14 protein-coding genes and 2 pseudogenes are annotated in these 18978 nt (G+C 60.4%); 7 read left to right on the top strand and 9 right to left on the bottom strand.

The features are described 5' to 3' along the window. The first annotated feature begins 515 nt into the window (after window positions 1-515). Window positions 516-992 (top strand): hypothetical protein, encoded by a 477-nt coding sequence (locus ACIGJC_RS18650; protein WP_483713575.1) that lies wholly within the window; start codon window positions 516-518, stop codon window positions 990-992. A 71-nt stretch (window positions 993-1063) separates the two neighbouring features. Here the strand turns inward: ACIGJC_RS18650 and ACIGJC_RS18645 are convergent, their stop codons facing one another. The 7 genes and pseudogenes from ACIGJC_RS18645 to ACIGJC_RS18615 all read right to left on the bottom strand — a co-directional run. Further along, the gene (locus ACIGJC_RS18645; RefSeq protein WP_483713574.1) at window positions 1064-1567 is read right to left on the bottom strand and encodes a glycine zipper family protein; all 504 of its coding nucleotides are present in this window, start codon (window positions 1565-1567) and stop codon (window positions 1064-1066) included. Window positions 1568-1774: 207 nt separating this feature from the next. Beyond that, window positions 1775-4723 carry a hybrid sensor histidine kinase/response regulator gene (locus ACIGJC_RS18640; protein ID WP_483713573.1) on the bottom strand — a complete coding sequence of 983 codons (2949 nt, stop codon included), beginning with the start codon at window positions 4721-4723 and terminating at the stop codon, window positions 1775-1777. Further along, complete coding sequence (locus tag ACIGJC_RS18635) at window positions 4723-5373, bottom strand: response regulator (RefSeq protein WP_483713571.1); 651 nt, start codon at window positions 5371-5373, stop codon at window positions 4723-4725. The genes ACIGJC_RS18640 and ACIGJC_RS18635 overlap by 1 nt, the downstream gene beginning before the upstream one ends. 781 nt (window positions 5374-6154) lie before the next feature. Next, a complete protein-coding gene (locus tag ACIGJC_RS18630) occupies window positions 6155-7006 on the bottom strand; it encodes an alpha/beta fold hydrolase (protein WP_483713570.1) in 852 nt (283 codons plus the stop codon). Window positions 7007-7433: 427 nt separating this feature from the next. Beyond that, window positions 7434-7637 carry a BON domain-containing protein gene (locus ACIGJC_RS18625; protein ID WP_483713569.1) on the bottom strand — a complete coding sequence of 68 codons (204 nt, stop codon included), beginning with the start codon at window positions 7635-7637 and terminating at the stop codon, window positions 7434-7436. A 987-nt stretch (window positions 7638-8624) separates the two neighbouring features. Beyond that, window positions 8625-8780: a hypothetical protein gene (locus tag ACIGJC_RS18620; protein WP_483713568.1), complete on the bottom strand. Its 156-nt coding sequence runs from the start codon at window positions 8778-8780 to the stop codon at window positions 8625-8627. A gap of 410 nt (window positions 8781-9190) precedes the next feature. Next, window positions 9191-9519 (bottom strand): annotated as a pseudogene (locus tag ACIGJC_RS18615) (c-type cytochrome); the annotation flags it as partial. 169 nt (window positions 9520-9688) lie between these two features. Between ACIGJC_RS18615 and ACIGJC_RS18610 the strand changes: the two are divergent. After that, window positions 9689-9810, top strand: a pseudogene (locus ACIGJC_RS18610) (IS66 family transposase); the annotation flags it as partial. A gap of 66 nt (window positions 9811-9876) precedes the next feature. Here the strand turns inward: ACIGJC_RS18610 and ACIGJC_RS18605 are convergent. Together ACIGJC_RS18605 and ACIGJC_RS18600 are read right to left on the bottom strand one after the other, a co-directional pair. Beyond that, complete coding sequence (locus tag ACIGJC_RS18605; RefSeq protein WP_483713567.1) at window positions 9877-11292, bottom strand: DUF1254 domain-containing protein; 1416 nt, start codon at window positions 11290-11292, stop codon at window positions 9877-9879. 405 nt (window positions 11293-11697) lie between these two features. Continuing rightward, a complete protein-coding gene (locus tag ACIGJC_RS18600; RefSeq protein WP_483713566.1) occupies window positions 11698-12174 on the bottom strand; it encodes a 2,4'-dihydroxyacetophenone dioxygenase family protein in 477 nt (158 codons plus the stop codon). A gap of 133 nt (window positions 12175-12307) precedes the next feature. Here ACIGJC_RS18600 and ACIGJC_RS18595 point away from each other — a divergent pair, with 133 nt between their 5' ends. The 5 genes from ACIGJC_RS18595 (at window position 12308) to ACIGJC_RS18575 (ending at window position 18941) form a co-directional block, all read left to right on the top strand. After that, window positions 12308-13381, top strand: a complete 1074-nt coding sequence (locus ACIGJC_RS18595) for an AraC family transcriptional regulator (protein WP_483713565.1) — start codon at window positions 12308-12310, stop codon at window positions 13379-13381. 1093 nt (window positions 13382-14474) lie between these two features. Next, entirely contained in the window at window positions 14475-14813 is a 339-nt protein-coding gene (locus ACIGJC_RS18590; RefSeq protein ID WP_483713563.1) for a hypothetical protein, read from the top strand. Between the two features lie 206 nt (window positions 14814-15019). Next, on the top strand, window positions 15020-15454 hold the full coding sequence (locus tag ACIGJC_RS18585; RefSeq protein WP_483713562.1) for a VOC family protein: 435 nt from the start codon (window positions 15020-15022) through the stop codon (window positions 15452-15454). Window positions 15455-15827: 373 nt separating this feature from the next. Next, complete coding sequence (locus ACIGJC_RS18580; protein ID WP_483713561.1) at window positions 15828-16628, top strand: YecA/YgfB family protein; 801 nt, start codon at window positions 15828-15830, stop codon at window positions 16626-16628. 774 nt (window positions 16629-17402) lie between these two features. Next, on the top strand, window positions 17403-18941 hold the full coding sequence (locus ACIGJC_RS18575; RefSeq protein ID WP_483713560.1) for a CYTH and CHAD domain-containing protein: 1539 nt from the start codon (window positions 17403-17405) through the stop codon (window positions 18939-18941). The last annotated feature ends 37 nt before the right edge of the window (window positions 18942-18978 follow it).

Genomic DNA, 18978 nt, shown 5'->3' with positions numbered 1-18978 from the left:
GACAGATTGTTATCGGTTGCCGGTGCATCGTCCGCGTACAGGAGGTTGTACTTGCTTCTGGTTGATTCTCCCGAAGCACGGCACATGGCGGCCTTAGCGAGTCCGACTCCCGCGCACAGATCCGACTGCTCGGCTGACCCTTGCTGTCCGGGGTTGGGGGAGATCTGCGCGTGCGACTGCCCGGCGCCCATGATCAGCAGTGCAAAGCCTATTGCCGGCACGGCCGATCGGCGGTTCTTGATCATGTCTGCTGTTTCCTCAAAAGGTAAGTCCGCTACCGTCAACGCTCACCGGCACTTCCGGCCACGTCTCGATCGAGCGCACACCTTATGGCAGCGCATCAATCGCCGCTATCAAAGAAATTAGAAAGTAAGCACGTACGGGATTGACCCTGCCCCCATGTCACCTGGCTTTTCGAATTCCTTTGATAGCCCGCGCGGCGAGGCCGCGCTTACCCTGTCCGCTGTCAAACGCCCCTCGGGTGAAGCCCAGGCCCGCCTGAACCAATTACCAGAATGAATGCTGTTTCCTTGATATCTGCCGGCGTCATTGCCGTCACAGCCGCAAGCGCCCTGTCCGGATGCGCGATCCCAAGTGCCGATAGCCAGCACCCGTTCCAGGAACCCTGGCCGTGGACCAGGATGGTGGCCGTCAATCGCACCGATCATGACGTGCTGGCTGTGCGCGCCGGTCGTTGCGAAACCGGGCCCGCATCGCAGCACTCGCAATCAACCCCAGCGCTCTGCTTCCTTGGCGAGAAGCCCGACGGGCCGATCGCGGTCACATGGAACGATGCCGTGTCCAGCGCAGAATCCAAAACGACTTCGGATCAGGGCAAGGTGCATGCCTCCAAGGCGATGCCGCCACGCCTGTGGCTTAAGAATCCGCGTCCGGGAGACATCACGGGCGGCTATCTGTGCGTCCTGTTGCGTAACGGCGCGCAGGTGAGCCTGACTGTTGCCACCACCGCCGAAGCGTGTGCCGTCCTCTAGGACGTTTTCACGCTGCCTCCCCGGGCTAGGATGGACCGGCGGCCATTGGCCCGGTCCACCGTCCGCCACGCCTATTGCAACGAGTAACCCCGGCCCGTCATACAAGCCTTCCACGCCTGCCAGTAGGACGCCAACGCCCAATCGTTGTTGGCCTGCGTCTGCGCGCTGATCGCAGCCGCCTGGCGGCGCTGCTGGCGATGCGCGACGCCCCCGGCAACCATGCCGACGGCCGCGCCTGTTGCGGCCCCCTTGCCAGCATCACCGCTAATCGCACCCACCACGGCACCGGCAGCCGCGCCAGCGGCTGCTCCCCTCACCCGCTCACCGCCCGGCACGATGACCGGGACTGGCGAACTCGCGATTCCGTACGGATCAACGCCTGACTGCTGCCTGGCCCAGCCGTAGCAGGCACCATCGTCGCTGGTCTGCAGACGAGCCGATTGGCCTCTGGCCGGATAGACGATGGGCTTCTGCAAATTGGTTTGAGCCCGTGCCATTCCGGTCGTGCCGGGTAATGCGCCTGACATCAGAGCAAATGCCGTGCACGCGGCAAAAGCAAAGTCGTGGTTGCTCATGAACTCTCCTGTTTCAACGAAAAAATGCCCGCCGGAAGGCGGGCAATCTGCGAGGTCTCGCCTGAGGAAGTGCCCAGGACGGTTGCCTTTAAGAGCGAGGGCAGCTACTCGTCCCCTCAATGCTCGCTGTACAGTAGAGCAACCACAATCATAGAAATTAGAAATTAGAAATTAGAAAAAAGCGGCGGAGCGCTGCCCGCAATCAGGCTAATCGGCCGGCACGAGCTCACACATTTTCCGCAGACGCTGCGCGATGTAGCCTGACTGGAGTTCGATCTCATCGTCCCAACGATTCGTGTTGGCCACGTAGTCACGCAGGTCTTCGCACAGCTCGGCCAGTTGCGAGCGGCCGAATACCGAAAGCGTGCCCGAGATGCGATGCAGTAGCCGCTCCAGTCGGTGCACGTCGTGTCCGGCCCGAATGACGTCGCACTCATCCAGATCCGCTCCAGTCTGCGTGAGGAAGGCTTCGACATACCCGGCCGGCAGCACCGGCAGCTCGGGAAGCTCGTCGTCGGCCAACATTTCCGACTGCACGCCATCTTCCGAGTGCATCAAGCCCACTGGATCGCCGACGCAAGCGAGGACTGACGCGAGGGCGACGAGAGACAGCGGCTTGGTGAGATAGCCGGTGAATCCCCTCGCCTGCCCCTCCGCGACATCCTGGGGCCGCGCGCTTGCGCTCACGGCGTATACCGGGATCTCCATTCCGGCTTGCTTCATTTCGCGGAGCAGGTCGAAGCCGTTCATGACTGGCATGTCTATGTCCGTCAGGACCGCATCCACGCGATGCTTCAACAGCGCCGCCATGGCCTCGCTGCCGTTGCTCGCTTCGACAACCCTGGCACCCAGCTCGCGAAGCTGGTCCCGCAGCAGATTTCTGTTCAGCAGGTTGTCTTCGGCAACCAGCGCAGAGAGTCCCGCAAGTGGCGCTCGGGCCCGCTCCTGCATGGCGGATACGACGAGGCTGTCGCCGGGCCGCTTCGGCGCCAGAACCTTTGTCGCGACTGCCAGTACGGCAGCGTGAATGCCGGGCACACTGTAGGCGGAAACCTCGTAGCCACCGTCTTGCCGCGTCATTTCCACGAGCGAACCCAACTGCTTGAGCCATACGATCGACGCCGGCTTTGGCCACCAGGTGATGACTTGCCCGGGATCGAATCCTTCGGTCACCAACAAGCAGTCATAGCGGTCCACGTCCACGGGCTCATCCATGTCCGAGCGGGCCGACGGCTGACACGCCCCCCAGTCGAAATGGTTCAGCAGCCCTTCAAGGCACTCCGGCTCTCGGGACAGGACCAGCGTTCGGTTCGCCGGCAGACTCAGGCGCGGCGGTGGCGCCGTGTCAGACACCCGGAGCGGCAGACGGACCGTGACCCGGGTCCCAACGCCCAGTATGCTGTCCAGCGTGATACGGCCCTTCATCCGCTCCACCAGCCGCATGCAGATCGACAGGCCAAGCCCGGTCCCCCTGGCTTGGGCCAAGCGGTTGTTGTCAACCTGTGAGAATGGCTGGAAGAGCCGATCCATGTATTCCTGCGGAATGCCGATGCCGGTATCGGAGACGACGATCTCAAGATTCTCGTCCACCCACTGCGTGCGCAAGACGATCTTGCCCACCTGCGTGAACTTGAATGCATTGCCAAGCAGGTTGCTGACGATCTGGGTCAGGCGTACCGGGTCCAGATCGAGCCGTGCGGGAAGATCCTTGCCGTGCACCACAAAGAAGTTCAGCTTGCGCTGCCCCGCTAGCGGCGCGTGCGAGATCGCAATTCGGCTGAGCAGTTCAGTGACAGATACAGGTTCCTCGACGAGGCTTAATGCCCCCACATCGATCCGGGAGAAATCGAGCACATCATTGACGATTTGCAGCAGTCCCTCGGCCGACAACTGCATCGCACTGATCCTCGCCCGCTGCTCCGGTTCCAGCGACCCCATCGCAACAAGCTCCATGTTGCCCAGGAGCGAGGCGAGCGGCGTGCGTATCTCATGGCTCATCGACGCAAAGAACGCCACCCTGGCCGTGACGGCCGCATCGCTCGCGAGCTTCGCCTCGTGCAGGAGTCGCTGTGCGCGTGCTGCTTCGGCATAGGTCCCGGTCAGGAAGCGATAGTTCCAGTAGCGGTACATCGCAAACAGCAAGGCGATGAGTGCGACGGCGATCAGGCCGATGACGATCAACTCATCCGTCATATCCTGGAACTGCTGGCCCAGCGGGAGCGCAAAGATCAGATGCCCGAAGTCAGCCACCAGGGGCGGGCGGCGCAATGCCCAACCATAGTCTGAAACCCAGTGAAACAACCCGTCCGGCTGTTCTTCCAGCCGGACGTCGAGGCGTTGCACGCCGACGCGAGCGCCCGTTGCAACCAGCGGCGTGCCGAGGCTGTCGAAGACAATCGGCTCGGGAATCGACAGGGGCCCAGCAGGCCGCAGCAGCTTCCCCAGGGGAATTCGCGTCAGGACGATGGCGTAAAGCGCATCGCCCTTCGCCACCAGCGATGCGCCGATCATCTCGGGATCTGCCCCCGCTGTCCTGGCCGGGACTCCCTTCCAGATGACGCGCTTCTCCCTTGCCGCCTGCAGGAGGTCCAGGTCGCGGCTTTGGAAGCTTTCGAGGACCGTGCGGATGATCGCCGATGAGGGCATCAACGACAGCTCCGATTGCGCGACCGGTCCCGATGGATCCGTCACCTCATAGCGATACGTCGCGCCATTTGCGATCGAGATCATCTCGATCGATGGCTTCTGGCTTGCGGCCGTCAGCGTGCGGACCGACTGGTCACAACTCTGCTGCAGAACATCGTCCGCCGGAGAGGAAGGCGAAACCTGTCTGCAGAGATTGCCGGCCGGCCGGCCCTGCGAGACGGGAAACGTGCCATTGGCACGCAGTTCCAGTATCAGGTTCGTCGCAGTGAGGGTGCTCCGGCGTTCCAGGACAGCATCGACCACGCCTTGCTCATACAGCCGGGCAACCTGCTCCTGCGCACGCAGAGAGCCATTCAGCCGGACAAGCAAGATCGCCGCGGCAATCGCAATGACGACCAGCGCCAGCAAGAAGATCACCATCGAGAACACCCGGCGTTCCCGCTGCAGGTTCCGTTCGACAGCGTCGAGGTCGGCTGACGGCGGCGGGGGCGGCTCGAACTCGCTTTGCATCACGTAAGACCGTTGTCGCGCGCGTAGGTGACAAGATCTGCATTGCTGGTGATATTCAGCTTGCGCATTGCGGAGCGCTTCTGCGTGGCGACGGTTGCCGGCGACCGATGGAGATACCCGGCGATTTCCGTGATGGGGCTGCCGGCCGCGAACATGCGCACCACCTCTATCTCCTTCGGAGACAGGGGGTTTGTGCCGCCATTGGTCAGCGCACCGGCGCTTGCCATCCGGGCCGCTATCGCTGGCGAGAGACGCTGGCCGTGGCCGGCCATCGCGTCGATGCAAATCTGTCTCAGGACGGCCGGCTCTTCGTTCTTCCCAACGATAGCAGCAACACCCGCCTCCTTGATACGCGTGAGCAGGCCGCCATTGGTCAGCATCGTGAAGACAACTATCGGCGTTCCGGAGCTAAGCTGCCTGAGCCGCTGAATCAGGCGAAGTCCGTCATCATTGCCCTGGGAACGCTCCATCGTGAAATCCGTAACGATGAGATCAGGGCGTTGCGTTTCCAGCGCGGCGAAGAGTTCCTTTCCTGACGAGCACGTTGCGGAAACCTGGACATTCGGGATCGCGCTCAAGGTGCTCTTGACCGCGAGTTGAATCACCGGGTGATCGTCCGCGATCACGACGGAGAGGGTACGTAGGGGCATGCGCGTCATTTCTCCACACTCCAGATAATCCTGGGTGAGTACTCTCTTTAAGCATGCAATGAATGGTCCGTCCACAAGGCGGAACGGGCTCGATACGTCCGGCGGCACGCGCAAACGGACTCGGGGGGCGCCCGGCCAGCCGGCTGGACCAGCCTGCATAGGGCTCCCGACTCTACCAACTTGCCATCACGCTAGTTTTGCAATATGGGACAAAAACTTGACCGTTCGTCCCACTCACGGCCGAGAATACCGGCCTCCGCGCCTAGTCTCCCGACGCCTCTCTGAGCGAATCTCGGCCCGATAACACGTTGATATATCGCGATTTGCAAGAACCTGTCGCGTTCTGTCAGGCCGCTGGCAGGTCGAGTCGAGAGAATCGCGGCCATACCACCGCCTCGTGTAACATCCGCATCTGGTAACCCGGAGACCGAACTGGACAGAGCGCTCAATAAGAAGCGCTGCGCCTATCTTCTTTGGGCTTTTGTGGACTGCCCCTCAGTTTCATATCCGGTACGACCGATCGCCCCGCGATTGCGATTGTCGTTTTCCGGCCATGAGCGCCCGTTGGCCTGCGCGTTTGTGCTGACACTCGGAGGGCCGATCTTGTCGGGCAGCGGACATGCCTTTGCCGGTCGCACTCCCCCAATCTACTGGTAATGAACTGTGCGCTTCACGGAAGCTAAAAGGACTCTCCTCGAGACCGTAATTTGCATTCCACGACATCCAAATTTCGGAGACTGTGCTCGTGCTTTCCCTTATGTGCCACAGGCTGATTCCTCGACTAAAGCCCGGTGTCCGTCATGGTTCCCACCGCGTTGACGATGGACGCGTTCGCGCCGTAGTGAACCATGTGTCCGGCGCCCGGGGTAAGGATCAAAGTGCTACCCGGGATCTCGCCGTGCAGCCTGACACTATGCGCGTGCACATCAACGATTGCGTCCCCGGCACCAGCGATCAGCGTCACGGGCACCGTCAGCCGGGAATAATGCCGGTGAAGTCTTTCCACCGCGGGAATCATGAAGGTGGAGTCTTCTGAGGCAGCGCGGATCTGCCCCGGCCGAAGCATCATCTCCCCCGGGACCGCGTCGAGGAACGTCGGCGCTACGGGTGCCGGCCTGAACATTAGCTGCACCGAGCGCTTGAACAGCAGCCGCCAGATCAGGGGAACAATGGTGTGGCACAGCACGTCTCCAAGCAATGGAATCGCCCCTGGCAAGTTCATCAGTACATCGCCTCGGGCTGTCGGGTAGTAATAGCCCGAAACAAGCACAAGCGCACTGGCTTCCCCGGTCCCCGCTAGTGCCATCTCCAGCGCGACCAGCGTGCCCCACGAATGGCCAACGACGACGGGGTGCGCGGCCCCAAGCTGGACTAGCGCCTGGCGGATCCATTCAGCCTGATGCCGCGGCGTCCATAGGCGGTTCCGCGGACGCTCGCTATAGCCGAAGCCAGGCCTGTCGACCGCTATCACGCGGTGCCGCCGTGATAGCGCATCAATCAGCCCACTGCCAATGAAATCCTCCATCTGCACGCCATTGCCGTGTAACAGCAGCACAGGCGGGCCTTCGCCCCGCTCGACATAGTGCAGCGCAACGCCGTCGACATCGATGAACTTTCCAATGGGGGGATGCATTCGCTCGGCTGCGCGTGCGCGGCGTCGGGAGGCAAGCGCCGCAGTAGCCGCCGTGGCTGCCGCCGCTGCGATGCCGGCATGGCGCCAACGGTCGGAGGGCGACGAAGTCGGGTGGGATTCTGGCATGAGCCTCTCGGCGATGATGAAAATCAACTGGCAGGACAAGACAACGCGATACGGGTGACCGCGCCGTCCTGTAACCGGAATGCCTTCCGCAATCTGTGGGCCAGCGCGCTCAGGCTGATGACGTGCAGTTTCCATGCCAATGCCCGCCCTTGGCAGATCCCAAACCACCGCGCCATGTGCGACTGACTATGCGGTAATGCGTGTGCCCTACGACGGTCGTCGCGCCTGGGCGGTGGACATCCCGGAGTGAGGGAAGTGGGTGCTGGCACTGTCGCTTACTCGCCAGGTTCCATTTGATCATTCACTGTACGGACTCCCACCACAGATATGGCCGCGTTGAGGACCCCAGACGATCGCCCTTATTGACTCTGCCGCCAAGGTACACCACACCATTGTTGGTGCTCACCTTAACGCCGGTGGAATTGAGGCCCTTGGCCGCGAGCAGTTCCGCTTTTACTTTCATGGTAATCGCGCTATCGATCAGCAGTCTTTGAACTGGCTTCATCACCGTCCCTTGTCGCTTGGCACTGAGTTGAAGAGGGATAGTTCCGCCTGTGGGTAATTGCTGGTAACCCACAACAACGCTTCATCGGCACCAGCAAGGAAAAGTGTCTGCAGCGACGCGGTCTCGTGCTCAGGCATAAATAACTGGCGGAGTCGGTACTCTGGCAGCAGGCCCATTGACGAGATCCTCACAGGCATGGCCCTTTCCAAGTCAGAACTGGCTCGTAGCGCCTCCAACCATGAAACATCCGGTGATGGGGGCATTTCTCCTCGGAGCCGGATGGGTGACGCGCCGGTTGCCGCCGCGCCAGTGCCAATGCAACCGACATGCCAGGCGCCCGCGGCACGAAATGCACGAAATCGCGGAAGTACGGGGTGTGAAATGTGCACCGTCTTCATTCCCCGGTTGCAAGCTTCGCGGCGCCGCGATGGCTATCTTCCTATCCGCGCCAGCGCGAGGTGATCCCGTTGACACTCAGGAAAGCCAGCCGAAGTTTTTGACAACCGCGGGCCATGGCAGCCCGATGCCTCAAGAAGAGTATTCTGGAAGCAGTTTCTGCGGCACCTCTCTCCAATCCCATTTCGCACCAGCACGGTCTAGAACCCACACCATATCAAACTGATCGTCCTGCCAGGGTGCAGGCGAAAACTCGCCATCGGAAAGAAGGTTCACGAGAGTCGCAATGAGTTTATGTTCCCACACGACACGGACAGTACCGTTTCGACGCCTTACGTCGGCTACGAGCGCGTCCACGTCGTCCTTCAGGTGATCACACACGAATGGCGCTGAACGCTCGGCCCTCGATAGAGCGGCAAGGGAACTGATCGTTTGCACCGCCCGTTTGCTTTGTCTTTCCGGTCCTACCCCTACTGCGAAAACCACATCTGGAGTGGCAATCTTCCCGATGGCTGCTGTTTCGGGATAGAAAAACCGAACCAATGCACCGGCCCGCTGCCATCCCCGCGGAGTCAAGCTTTCCGGAAGTAATTAGTGGGAACTTTTCCGCTGCTTCTTGGCCCGATCTGCACGGTTTTCCTTACCAGCCGTTGCCTCGCTCTTTGCCTTCTTTCCGCTCTTCGAATTCTTACCCGACGCCGAAGCACGATCGCTGGATTTCTTGTCCGCCTTCTTGTCCTTCTTCATGATGGTCTCCTGTGAAAGGTGCTCAGCGTGAGAATGGCCCACGCTCGTCATGACATCGCAAGGGTTATGCCAAGTCGTTTCACATCGCAAAGTTCACGAGAACACTGAAGGGCCAGCCACGGCGAGTCTGTTCTCGAAAGGTCAATGAGGAAAATTGCCATGTAAAGCCGCACGTACGCATTTGCCGCTCTCGCCAATTTCGCTTCGACCGCTTCCACGCCTGCGGTCTGTCCGCGGCAGCGGTTGTCATCGTTTCGCTTCGGATCGCACGCTTTGCCTTCACCGCCATCCATCCTGTGCGACTCAAGCATTACTTCCGTCTCACTTGCCGATAATGCTGTGCATGGCAGCCGCCTTTCACGACGTCAGGTATTTCTGGCTTGATGCGTGCGGCCTTTCCAGCCGGCGGCTCAGTTCAGGTTGGTGATGTAGCTGGCCAGGTTCTTGATGTCGTCGTCGGTCAGGTTGCGTGACACGCTGGTCATGTTGCCGGCATCGTTGGTGCGCCGCTTCGCACGGAAATCCTCGAGCTGCTTGACGATGTACGCGTACTTTTGGCCGGCGACGCGGGGGATCTCGTCTGCCCGGAGAAGCCGCCTAAGTGGCACGTCATGCAAAGCAATTCGTCAGCCTTTTTGCCTCCGGCATCCACGCGCGCGGCTTCGACCTTGTAGCTCGAGGGCAGCGGCTTCTGCGCCGCGAAGTAGTCCGCCAGGTCCTGCATGTCTTCGCGCGACAATGCTCGAGGTTGATGCAAGTCAAGCGATCAGTAGAGCGACCAGCCAAATCGGCTGCTGCCGATTCGGACACCTTGTCTTTTCACGAGCGCCCCACATTGAAATCCGCCGCGGAGCGCCCGAGCGAGCACCTGCGCTGCGAAGCAAAGCGCCATAGCAATACGTCCTGCCCGGTGGGAGGTACTCACCCGCTATTGCGACGAGGGACGACTGGAGATTGACACCTGTCAGTCGCAGCGTGGGCTGCGCGGGGTGCCATCGGAAGACGCAATTACCTGTTCGCGGGTACAGACTGATGGGAATGTAACGTCGACGTGCCACATGGGCGTCCGGACGATCCCGACGCACTAGCTCCAGCCTCAGTCCTCGACGCGCCTTATCGTCGGGAGCTTCCACGTACCGTCCAGGCTTTCTCGCTTGGGCCAATACAGGCGAAGGTTCATCGAAAAGGTACCTGCAGCGGGTGCCGGCAACCAGTTGGATTCTCCACCTGTAGGACGTTCGCGCTGGACGATGAGGTCCAATGAGCCATCCGGGTTGTACTGAAGCGGATCGCGATCGCCAATGGCGAAGCGGTGGATCGGATTGGAAGCGAAGAGCTGGCGATCGTTGTACATTGTCAATGACCAGAACGCACGTGCCGGAGGCAATTGATCCTTTTCAAAGTGGATCAGGTACCTGACACCGCTGTCGAGCGGCCTGCCGTCGGTGGCCGCGGACGCAAACGGGTAGACTGCGTCCTCGACCGTGTTTGCTCCCAGGCCACCGAACGCAACTGCGGCTCGCCGCAGGTAATCCGTTCCATAGGTGCCGATCGGGTTGCCAATGAATCGCCACCCATTGACTGCAGCGCCTGACCGAGGGAAGGCTGAAGCTATCATCTTCCGCGCAGCGCCTGGCGCAGCGTTCAATGCTGCCTGGACCTCCGGCGTCTGGCGGTTCAGATCGAAGTCCTTCCCGGGCGCGAGCCCAAGGCGCGCAATTCGGTCAAGAATTGGGTAGTCGTTCGCGTGCGGCGGATTGTCGCTCAGCAAGCGGGCAAACAACGAGAAGTAGGAAGCGGCGTCCATCCTCGCCACTTGCTCCACCGGCGCACGCATATCCTGCTGAGAATCGACGCGGCCCTTTGGGGGCACATAACCCGGCTTGCCCCACGCATTAAGCGGAATGACCTTGAGCCCGGCCTGGAACTGGTGCACGGAGGCGTAGTCGGCGGTCCCATTGGTTTGCGTTCGCCCGATCATCCAGCCCTTGCCTGTCGGCGACACGTACGCTGGAATTCCCGCCGGCAGTTTGCCATGCCACTGCGGACCAACGATGGCGAATTGCTGCGGCCCGTTCCCGGTCGTGCGCGTACCGGGAGAAGTGAAGACATCCGTCCACATGTCGAGCATGGGCAATAGATAGTAACGGCCACCGGAATCCGGCACGGAGACAACCAACGGTTCACGAGTGACGTCATACCACAACGACGAATAGAGGGTATCGGCATTCGGGCGAACTACTGTCTCGAACTTGTCATCAGGAAACGCAGGTGCATGCGCGAACTGGTTCATCGGCGAACGGATGCCCGTGGGCGTTTCGACATTGGTAGAGACGCGCCTCGTCACTTCCATCAACACCATCGGATAGGCATAGAGGTAGGCTTCCTTGGCAATTTCGTGCGCGTCGGCAGCGCTGAGCGGTGTCACTCCGGCATTTGCCTGAAATGCGATCGCGCCAAGCAGCGCGCAAAGAGCACGCCGAATCCACGGCTCGCGGGTCATTACGTTCATGTCTCTTCCTTCGTTTTCGAATACATTGTGCTTCGCTTCGCATCATTACTGCGGAGGTCGAGATAGCCGCCCTAGCGCCACGCTCCTCATCGACTTGAATACTGCACGTGACATCCACGTGATGTGGTACGTCCAGGCCTGCGGGCTAGCCAGTGCGAGGGAACGGTCGCTGCGATGCCATCCACGATCGCTTCTGCCATGATGGTTAATCGACGTGTTGATTATGCTAGGTAGACGGAAGTCACGCCGACCTGCGTATCGGCCAGTTCCATCGGCAGCACATGTAACACCCATTACCGCATGCTTGGATAGCGCATAGCGCTCGCGTTTGGAGCGTGCGATGCTGCCGCCCATGCCATGACGATCCAACGCGCGCCGGCCGCCTCGATCCTCCGTTTGCCTGAGTCAACTCTCGAAGGCAGACAGGTCTTTCGGCTTGATGCCGTTAGCCTCGCAGTAATTGAGGTAGCGGTCCATCGAGGTCTTCCAGTTCTCCACCGCGATAATGTTGTCCTGGTCGTCGAGGTAATGCAGTTCGCCAGCCACTATGTTGAAGGTGATAATGTCGGGGCCTTCGGCGTAGGCCGCTTGCGGTGTGTGCCGCGTCGAAGCGGTCTCGTAGACGACGCTGCCTTCGTGCGCGACCCAGTTGTGTTCCTTGTAACGCCATCTTCCCTGGACCGTGTAGACAATCACGGTGCCAGTGTGATGGTGGCGGGGCATCTCTATGCCGGCGCGCGCCTTCAGTAGCGTAATAGTCTCTCCGCGTACCGGATCGATCTTGAAGTACTTCACCATCACGGCGTCGCGGTACCCCTCAAGGGGAATCCAGGGGGTATCTTCATCGTTCAGGCAACCGGTTTCGATGGATTCGAACAGCATGGCATCTTCCTCTCGTGGCCCCGTCCGGGATGGATTCGGGCTCATTTGCAGGCCTTCATTCTGCGTAGGTAGCCGACTTTTCTGCTTGTCATTTTCAGACAGTGATCTATCATTTTCAGACAGCGTACCTTCCGTGCAACTTTCCTCACTCAGTCCGGTAGAAATGAAAGGCACGACACGGCCTCTGTCCCCGGCCCGCTATTTCCTGTTGATGCGCAGCTATCTGAAATCGGCAGGCACGTCACTGGGTGAACTGCTTCACGGCGTGGAGATCGACCCCGACGAGTTCCAGGAAGCGGAATTCAGCCTGACCACGCAACAACTCGAGCGCCTGTTTGCGAAAGCCGCGCTTCTGACCGGACGCAGTGACTTTGGCTTCGAAATTGGCCGCCGGCTCAAGCCGAGCGCCCACGGCATTCTGGGGCTCGCGATACTCTCGTGCTCAACGCTTGACCACGCGCTGCGCTTGTGCTCCCGCTATTACCAGCTCATAACGCCTATGTTCAGGATGACGTATCAGCGCACCGGCGATAGCGCGGAACTCGTCTTCCGGCCGACGCAGCCGATGGGTGTGCAAACCCTGGAATTCCTACAGGAAGCCATTGCCGTCTCAACGCACCTGCAATGCAAGGCATTGCAGAGTCGCTCGTCCGTTTATGACATCTACATGTCGATGCCACCGCCGCCGCATGCGGAACGCTATCGGGAACTCGCACCGGCGCGCGTTCACTTCCGGGCTTCGCCGCTGCCGGAAGTCCGCATGGTCGCGGAAACGTGGGATTTGGACGCCCCGCTTCCCCTGGCAAATGAACACGCGGTACGAGTGGCGGAGGTCCGATGCAAGGCTTTGCTGCAGAAGTACGCCGAGCCGAGAAACTGGACAGAATGGGTTGTCATGATGCTACACGAGGCAGACGACAACCAGCCTACTCTGGAGAGTCTTGCACAGTTTCTTGGATTATCGTCGCGCACGCTCGACCGCTACCTCAGGAAGGAGGGAAGCAGTTTCCGCGACCTCGCGCTTGATGCGCGTAACGAACGCGCCCGGAAGCTCCTTGTCGAGGGGAGTCTTCCGATTTCGCAGATAGCATACCGGCTTGGGTATGCTGACGTTGCGAACTTTAGCCGCGCGTTCCGGCGAGCAAACGGGGTCAGTCCATCGGACTATCGTGGCAACTGCCGTAGTCTGTTCCACCAGGTAACGTGAAGCTCGGGGTCATCGTAACTTCCGTGCATCTTCTGGTGATTGAGGGCTGGCCGGGGTGTGGTTTTCTGCACTTTGCCCAGAATCGGGTTCGGGTCGGATGCCCGAGCGCATTGGCGTCACGTCAAAGTGCCGCCGGAATAACGACGGCAATTTTCCAACGGCGCCTTACATCACGGTATGATGAAAGCCTGACGTCTCAGCCTCACAGCAGCGGCAATGGGGCCTGAGTTATCTGAAGCCGAGTATGTCAACTAGGCGCTGGAGCAACTCAAGGCCTTCAGCCTGATACCAGGGATCGTCGGGCCCTATTTTGCCGACTCGTTAGTCTGGCAGGACGCGAGGTACGTTCATGCCCTCGACTACATCGGCCACCGCCGTCTCATTGAGGTGTTCGTCGTAACTGACAAGCGAAAGCTTGGCACTGAGGATTAGTTTCCCCTCGGTGATGGAGCAATACTCGAGCGTCTCGTGGCACCCGGCAGACTACGTATTCTCAGCACTGGGAGAATCTATGGACGGAGTGATCGCTGGACCTTCCGGGTCGAATCCGTGTTTTCTCCGCCTGGCGCTGGCTCAAGCGCGCCCTCGATCTGGGCAACGACAAGCCGCAGTCTGGGATGTTCATTTAGCACCGTCACTATCAGTGCTCGATGCTTTTGCTCCGCAGCCACTGCCTCCCGCAGGGTATCCAACAGTTTGAGTGCTAAGGTGGTGTCATGACCGTCCGCGCGCAACTCTCGAACAAGGGCGATCTGGCGGCGAATGCGTTGTCGTCCCTCCGTGATATGCCGGGTGCTCATCTCCAGATCCCGCAGCTCCGTCTTAACGTCAAGCATGTGACTTCTTCCGACTGAATCCCCAATAAGAATAGGATGTTGCATGGCCGTCTTCCTGAAGCGAAATGCAGATGACCGATGCGTCGGCCGCTAAGCCTCTCGGGAGCAACAGCGCTTTCACATCCCGTTAGATTGACCCGGATCTAAAGCGTGGTTTTCGCCTCATTTCATGGATATGCAAGCGGCTGACCGCAGCTAGAATCAACTTCTCCGGTTTGCTGGTTCATCTAGGTAAGAAATGCCCCGAAGGTCACCGCATGCTCATCGCACTTACCGAGAAGGTCCATGACCTGCGGGAGCAGTTTCCCGGACGACGCATTTTGGTCTTGGGCAATGAGTACTGCGCTGTTTTCCAAGACTGCGAGATGGGAAAGGACGGAGTTGAGATAATCGTGTCACCTCTCGATGGCGGCTCGGGGAGGCAGTCGCTCCGATGGGACCCAGCGCGCTACTCGATCATGGTCGAGGAAGTCAGTGTTGCCGACCAGAAGAGCGCTGAGCCGAAGGCTGACGAAAGCCAACTGGAGCAGGTCTCGCACGAAAAGAACCCCCCAAAGCGCGGGGGCACTAAGACGGGCCGGAAACACAGATCCTGATATGTCCAGTAATTTTTGTCGTTTAAGTCCGATCTGAGCGTCATTGTGTGGGGACTCACGGAGCACTTTAGTGCGCTGATCCGTGACCGGCAGAAAGCTGCCGCTCGCCAACGGCAGCTCTTGGGTAGGCTGTTTTCTCATTCCCCGTTGATCCGGAGGCCCAACTAACTCCCCAAGTTCGTGACACCGTTGAGGGACCAAAGAACGTGACCGTCAAGCGAATAGACAACGTCCTGATAGTTGTGGACGACCTCGAAGCCGTGAAGGCATTCTTTATCGAGTTGGGCCTCGCGTTTGAGGGGCAAACCACGGTTGAAGGGCCTTCTGTCGGGAGCCTCATAGGTCTCGGGGACATCCGAGCCACCCTCGTTATGCTGCGGACTCCCGACGGGCAGGGAATTGAACTGGACAAATTCCACACGCCAGATGCAGTCAGGTTTGGGCCCGTGGCCACGCCAGTGAATGCTTTGGGCCTTCGTCGCATCATGTTTGCCGTTGATGACATCGATGCGGTCGTTGCGCGAATGCAGGCCCATGGCACAGAACTCATTGGCCGGATGGAGTACGAGAAATCGTACCGGCTCGCCTATATTCGTGGTCCAGAAGGCATCATCGTCGGGCTTGCCGAGCGACTCAGTTAAAGAGTCGCTTCGCTCTCGCGCACGACTAGTCGAAATAGGGCTTCACATCGACGCCGGTCGCCCCCCGCCTGCTGCAGCAGTTTGGTGACGCCGGCGAAAAAGCTGGTCCGACAGCATTCCGCCTCGCCAACGGCGCGGCAGACCGAAGGTTTGCCGCTTCGCGACGGGCATCGGTCCGAGACCGGTCAACAGGAGCCACTCGGGAGCGGCCGTCGCTCCGGCGAACGGCCGAGGGGATGCACCCAGCTCGGCGCGCGGTACCGAAACGTCACGGTCTCGCAAGTCGTACGACGCACTTCTGCAAAGGGGCCGCGCTATACTTCGCGGCGATGCGTCAAGCGCATCCCCACCCCGCACCGCGAGAACCCGCCTCATGACCGAAGCCACCGCCCTGACGCCCGACGAACTCCAGGAGCTTGATGATCTGCTGGACGACCTGCGCCAGCGCGCTGAGGAAATCCCGCAATGGGAGTTCTGCGACGGCTTTCTCACGGCCCTGGTTTGCACGCGCCGCCACATCCCGGCTGCCGACTACCTGCCCATGCTGCTGGGCGACGGCGCGGCGCTCGACGTGGCCGAGGGCAGCCCCCTGCCGTTGCTGCCCGCGTTCCATGAAGCGGCTCAGCAGACCCGCTTCATGGAGCTGTGGCAGCGTCGATGGAACGAGGTGGAGCATCAGCTCGACCAGCCCGTGGAGACGCTGGAGGACGAACGCACCTTCCATCCCGAGGCCATGGACATGCGCGGCGCCATCTTGAGCCTGCCCCAGGAAGAGCGCGCGGAGATGGACGGGCGGGAAATCCCGTCGTTTGGCCAGGTGTGGGCGCTGGGCTTCATGTTCGCGGTGGAGAACTGGCCCGAGGAATGGGCCGCCCCACGCGACAAGGAAGCCGCCCAGTGGCTGGACGACGCGCTCGACGCCATTGTCGCCCTGACCGAGGACGACACCGGCCAGCCCGAGGTCTGCATGTACAGCGAGGATGGCCCGCCCAGCACCAGCCAGGCGCGCGTGGAAACCTTCGGCGAGGCGATCTGGGCTGTCTACGACCTGCGCCAGATCTGGAAGAGCCTGGGCCCGCGCGTGGAGGCCGTGGTGAGGGGCGACCAGCCCGGCCGCAACGACCCGTGTCCTTGCGGCAGCGGCAAGAAGTTCAAGAAGTGCCACGGGAGATAAGGGATTCAGCCAGAATTGGCCGATTGTCTGCCCGAATTGCTCAGGCGAGTCGCATGAGGGTGGCTGGTCGCCGCCGCCCAAAGTCGAGCGACCAGTGGCCAGCCGGCGACTTGCTCGCAGGGGCCGTGTCCGGCCATCAACCGTCGTTCATTTGGCACCCACTCAGCAACCTAGGCGTCGGCCTTGCACCTGAGAGCAGTCATCCAAGCACGGTCCGATGGCTTTCAATGTATATGAGGGCAGAAACTTCGGATCCTGGTAGCGCGCCGCCAGTGTTTCCTCTGCGATGACGTCAGTGGAAAGATTCCGCGTTTCGCCACCGCCCTCTAGCCCGCCATCACACCTTGGTTGGCACGGTACAAACGGTTTTTCGAGCGGGGAATCCATGTCCCCGGAGCTCTCAAGCACTTGGCGCTCGCTCTGGCAAAACCGGTGGAACTCGCCGGGATTGCCGCCGGCTGCAAATCAACGCGGGCGAGTAATCCATTTAACGGATCGCATTTTTGGGACCTCCGTTCGGTCTCTTTTGCTTGCAAGACATGCCAGCCAAGACCTTCTAGTGCTTTCGATGCGTGACATACCGGTCTCACCTACCCCCCGCGCACAGCCGTCATACCACGGCAGTGCGAAGCCCGGGAAGGCACGAGTATTGCACCCTCACACCGAAATCGATGAATCGCTGCACGGGGGCCCTCCTTAGGGCAGAACATGCAGAAATTTCTTGGTCGTTTGTAGAAACCGAAATGGGTGAGGCGGCTCATCTTTGGAGCGGATGTGGAAAAGGAACTGAAACTTGAGTTTGCGGTCGAGCCCAACATCGCTTGGAACGATTTGCCCAAGCTTCTCGAACTGGAAGCAGACACGCCGAGAGACCAACTTCTAGAAAGCGATTACTTCGACACCCCGGATTTCCTATTCCGCAAGCACGGTGCATCGCTGCGCGTCCGCAGCGTAGAGGATCAACTCGTCCAGACCTTGAAATCCGGGGGTGCCCCGACCGGCGGGCTGTACGACCGCGAGGAGTACGAGACGGCCGTGGAAACTTCCGAGCCCAATCTAAACGCGCTGCGGGCGTCAGTACCTAAGTCCTCGCCGCTATCGAGACTTCTCAGAGACGACGCCCTGCAAGCTCGTCTAATAGCCGCTTTCCGCACAACAGTGAAACGCAAGACCTGGGCGCTGACACTGTCCAGTGGCGATGACATCGAACTTGCCGTAGATAGGGGCACGGTTACTGCCGCCGAGCATGAGCAATCATTTTCGGAGATCGAGATCGAACTCAAGCATGGCGATGCACACTGCATCGGCGACATGGCACGTCGACTCGTCGACAAACTACCACTTCGACTAGGCATGCAAACCAAGAGCGACCGTGGCTACGGCATGCTGACCGCCGAAAAGCGCTCGGCGACCACCGCCGCCCCAGTCACCCTGAACAAGCGCGACAATGTGGGGACGGCAATGCACAAAATCTTGCGCAGTTGCCTGGATCAGATCGAAGCAAATGCGCCACTTGTCGCCGCGGGCAATTCGCCTGAGGGCATCCATCAGATGCGCGTTGGACTGCGACGCTTCCGGTCGGCCCTCGACCTGTTTGAAGAAGTGACCACGATGCCAGAGGGCCTGGCAGACGAAGTGAAATGGATTGCCAATGAGCTAGGCTATGCCCGCGATTGGCACGTGCTCGCCCATGCCACGCTCGATCACGTCCAGGCGAGCGAGGAGCAGAGCAAAGTCCTGAGCGAAACCGTAGCTGCAGCCAAATCCATTGAAGCAGCGCGCCAGGCCGATGCTTCGCTGGCAGTCCAATCGCCACGGTATGCGCGCCTGATGCTGACTCTAGCTCATTGGCTGGAAGCCGCCGCCTCGCCCGATGCCAGCAGCGGCCTACATGACAACTTGCGAGACGAGCCCGTCTCCGAGCATGCGCGCCGTGTCCTCCGCAAGCGCCACCGCAAGCTGGTACGACGGGGCCGAGGTCTTCACACGCTTGATGCCCCGCATCGGCACCGGGCACGCATCGCCGCTAAGAAGCTGCGTTATGCCACTGAGTTTTTTGCGGACCTCTTTCAACGCAAAAGCATGAAACCGTATCGCCGAGTCTTGGCAAATCTGCAAGACGACCTCGGCTGGGGCAACGACATGGCAGTGGCCGAAGGCTTGCTAAACCAGCTCGAACACAATCATCGCAAGGCAGCCCCGGGGGCAAACTACGTGCGTGGCTTCCTGGCCGCTCGAGTCGCCGACGACCGATCGAATCAACGCAAATTGTGGAAGCGCTTCCGCGCCACCAGCCGCCCGAGGCTGCTGTGACCATGGCCGTCTCCAGGGTATTTTGGATGGCGTCGGC

It is taken from the genome of Cupriavidus sp. C3SS-1, from assembly GCF_057073755.1.
This window is presented reverse-complemented; position numbering and strand designations above follow the sequence as displayed.

What these genes read in the sequence shown, in the direction of transcription:
- ACIGJC_RS18650 (WP_483713575.1), top strand. Translation starts at nt 516, where the DNA reads ATGAATGCTGTTTCCTTGATATCTGCCGGCGTCATTGCCGTCACAGCC.
- ACIGJC_RS18645 (WP_483713574.1), bottom strand. Translation starts at nt 1,567, where the DNA reads ATGAGCAACCACGACTTTGCTTTTGCCGCGTGCACGGCATTTGCTCTG.
- ACIGJC_RS18640 (WP_483713573.1), bottom strand. Translation starts at nt 4,723, where the DNA reads ATGCAAAGCGAGTTCGAGCCGCCCCCGCCGCCGTCAGCCGACCTCGAC.
- ACIGJC_RS18635 (WP_483713571.1), bottom strand. Translation starts at nt 5,373, where the DNA reads ATGCCCCTACGTACCCTCTCCGTCGTGATCGCGGACGATCACCCGGTG.
- ACIGJC_RS18630 (WP_483713570.1), bottom strand. Translation starts at nt 7,006, where the DNA reads ATGCATCCCCCCATTGGAAAGTTCATCGATGTCGACGGCGTTGCGCTG.
- ACIGJC_RS18625 (WP_483713569.1), bottom strand. Translation starts at nt 7,637, where the DNA reads ATGAAGCCAGTTCAAAGACTGCTGATCGATAGCGCGATTACCATGAAA.
- ACIGJC_RS18620 (WP_483713568.1), bottom strand. Translation starts at nt 8,780, where the DNA reads ATGAAGAAGGACAAGAAGGCGGACAAGAAATCCAGCGATCGTGCTTCG.
- ACIGJC_RS18605 (WP_483713567.1), bottom strand. Translation starts at nt 11,292, where the DNA reads ATGAACGTAATGACCCGCGAGCCGTGGATTCGGCGTGCTCTTTGCGCG.
- ACIGJC_RS18600 (WP_483713566.1), bottom strand. Translation starts at nt 12,174, where the DNA reads ATGCTGTTCGAATCCATCGAAACCGGTTGCCTGAACGATGAAGATACC.
- ACIGJC_RS18590 (WP_483713563.1), top strand. Translation starts at nt 14,475, where the DNA reads ATGCTCATCGCACTTACCGAGAAGGTCCATGACCTGCGGGAGCAGTTT.
- ACIGJC_RS18580 (WP_483713561.1), top strand. Translation starts at nt 15,828, where the DNA reads ATGACCGAAGCCACCGCCCTGACGCCCGACGAACTCCAGGAGCTTGAT.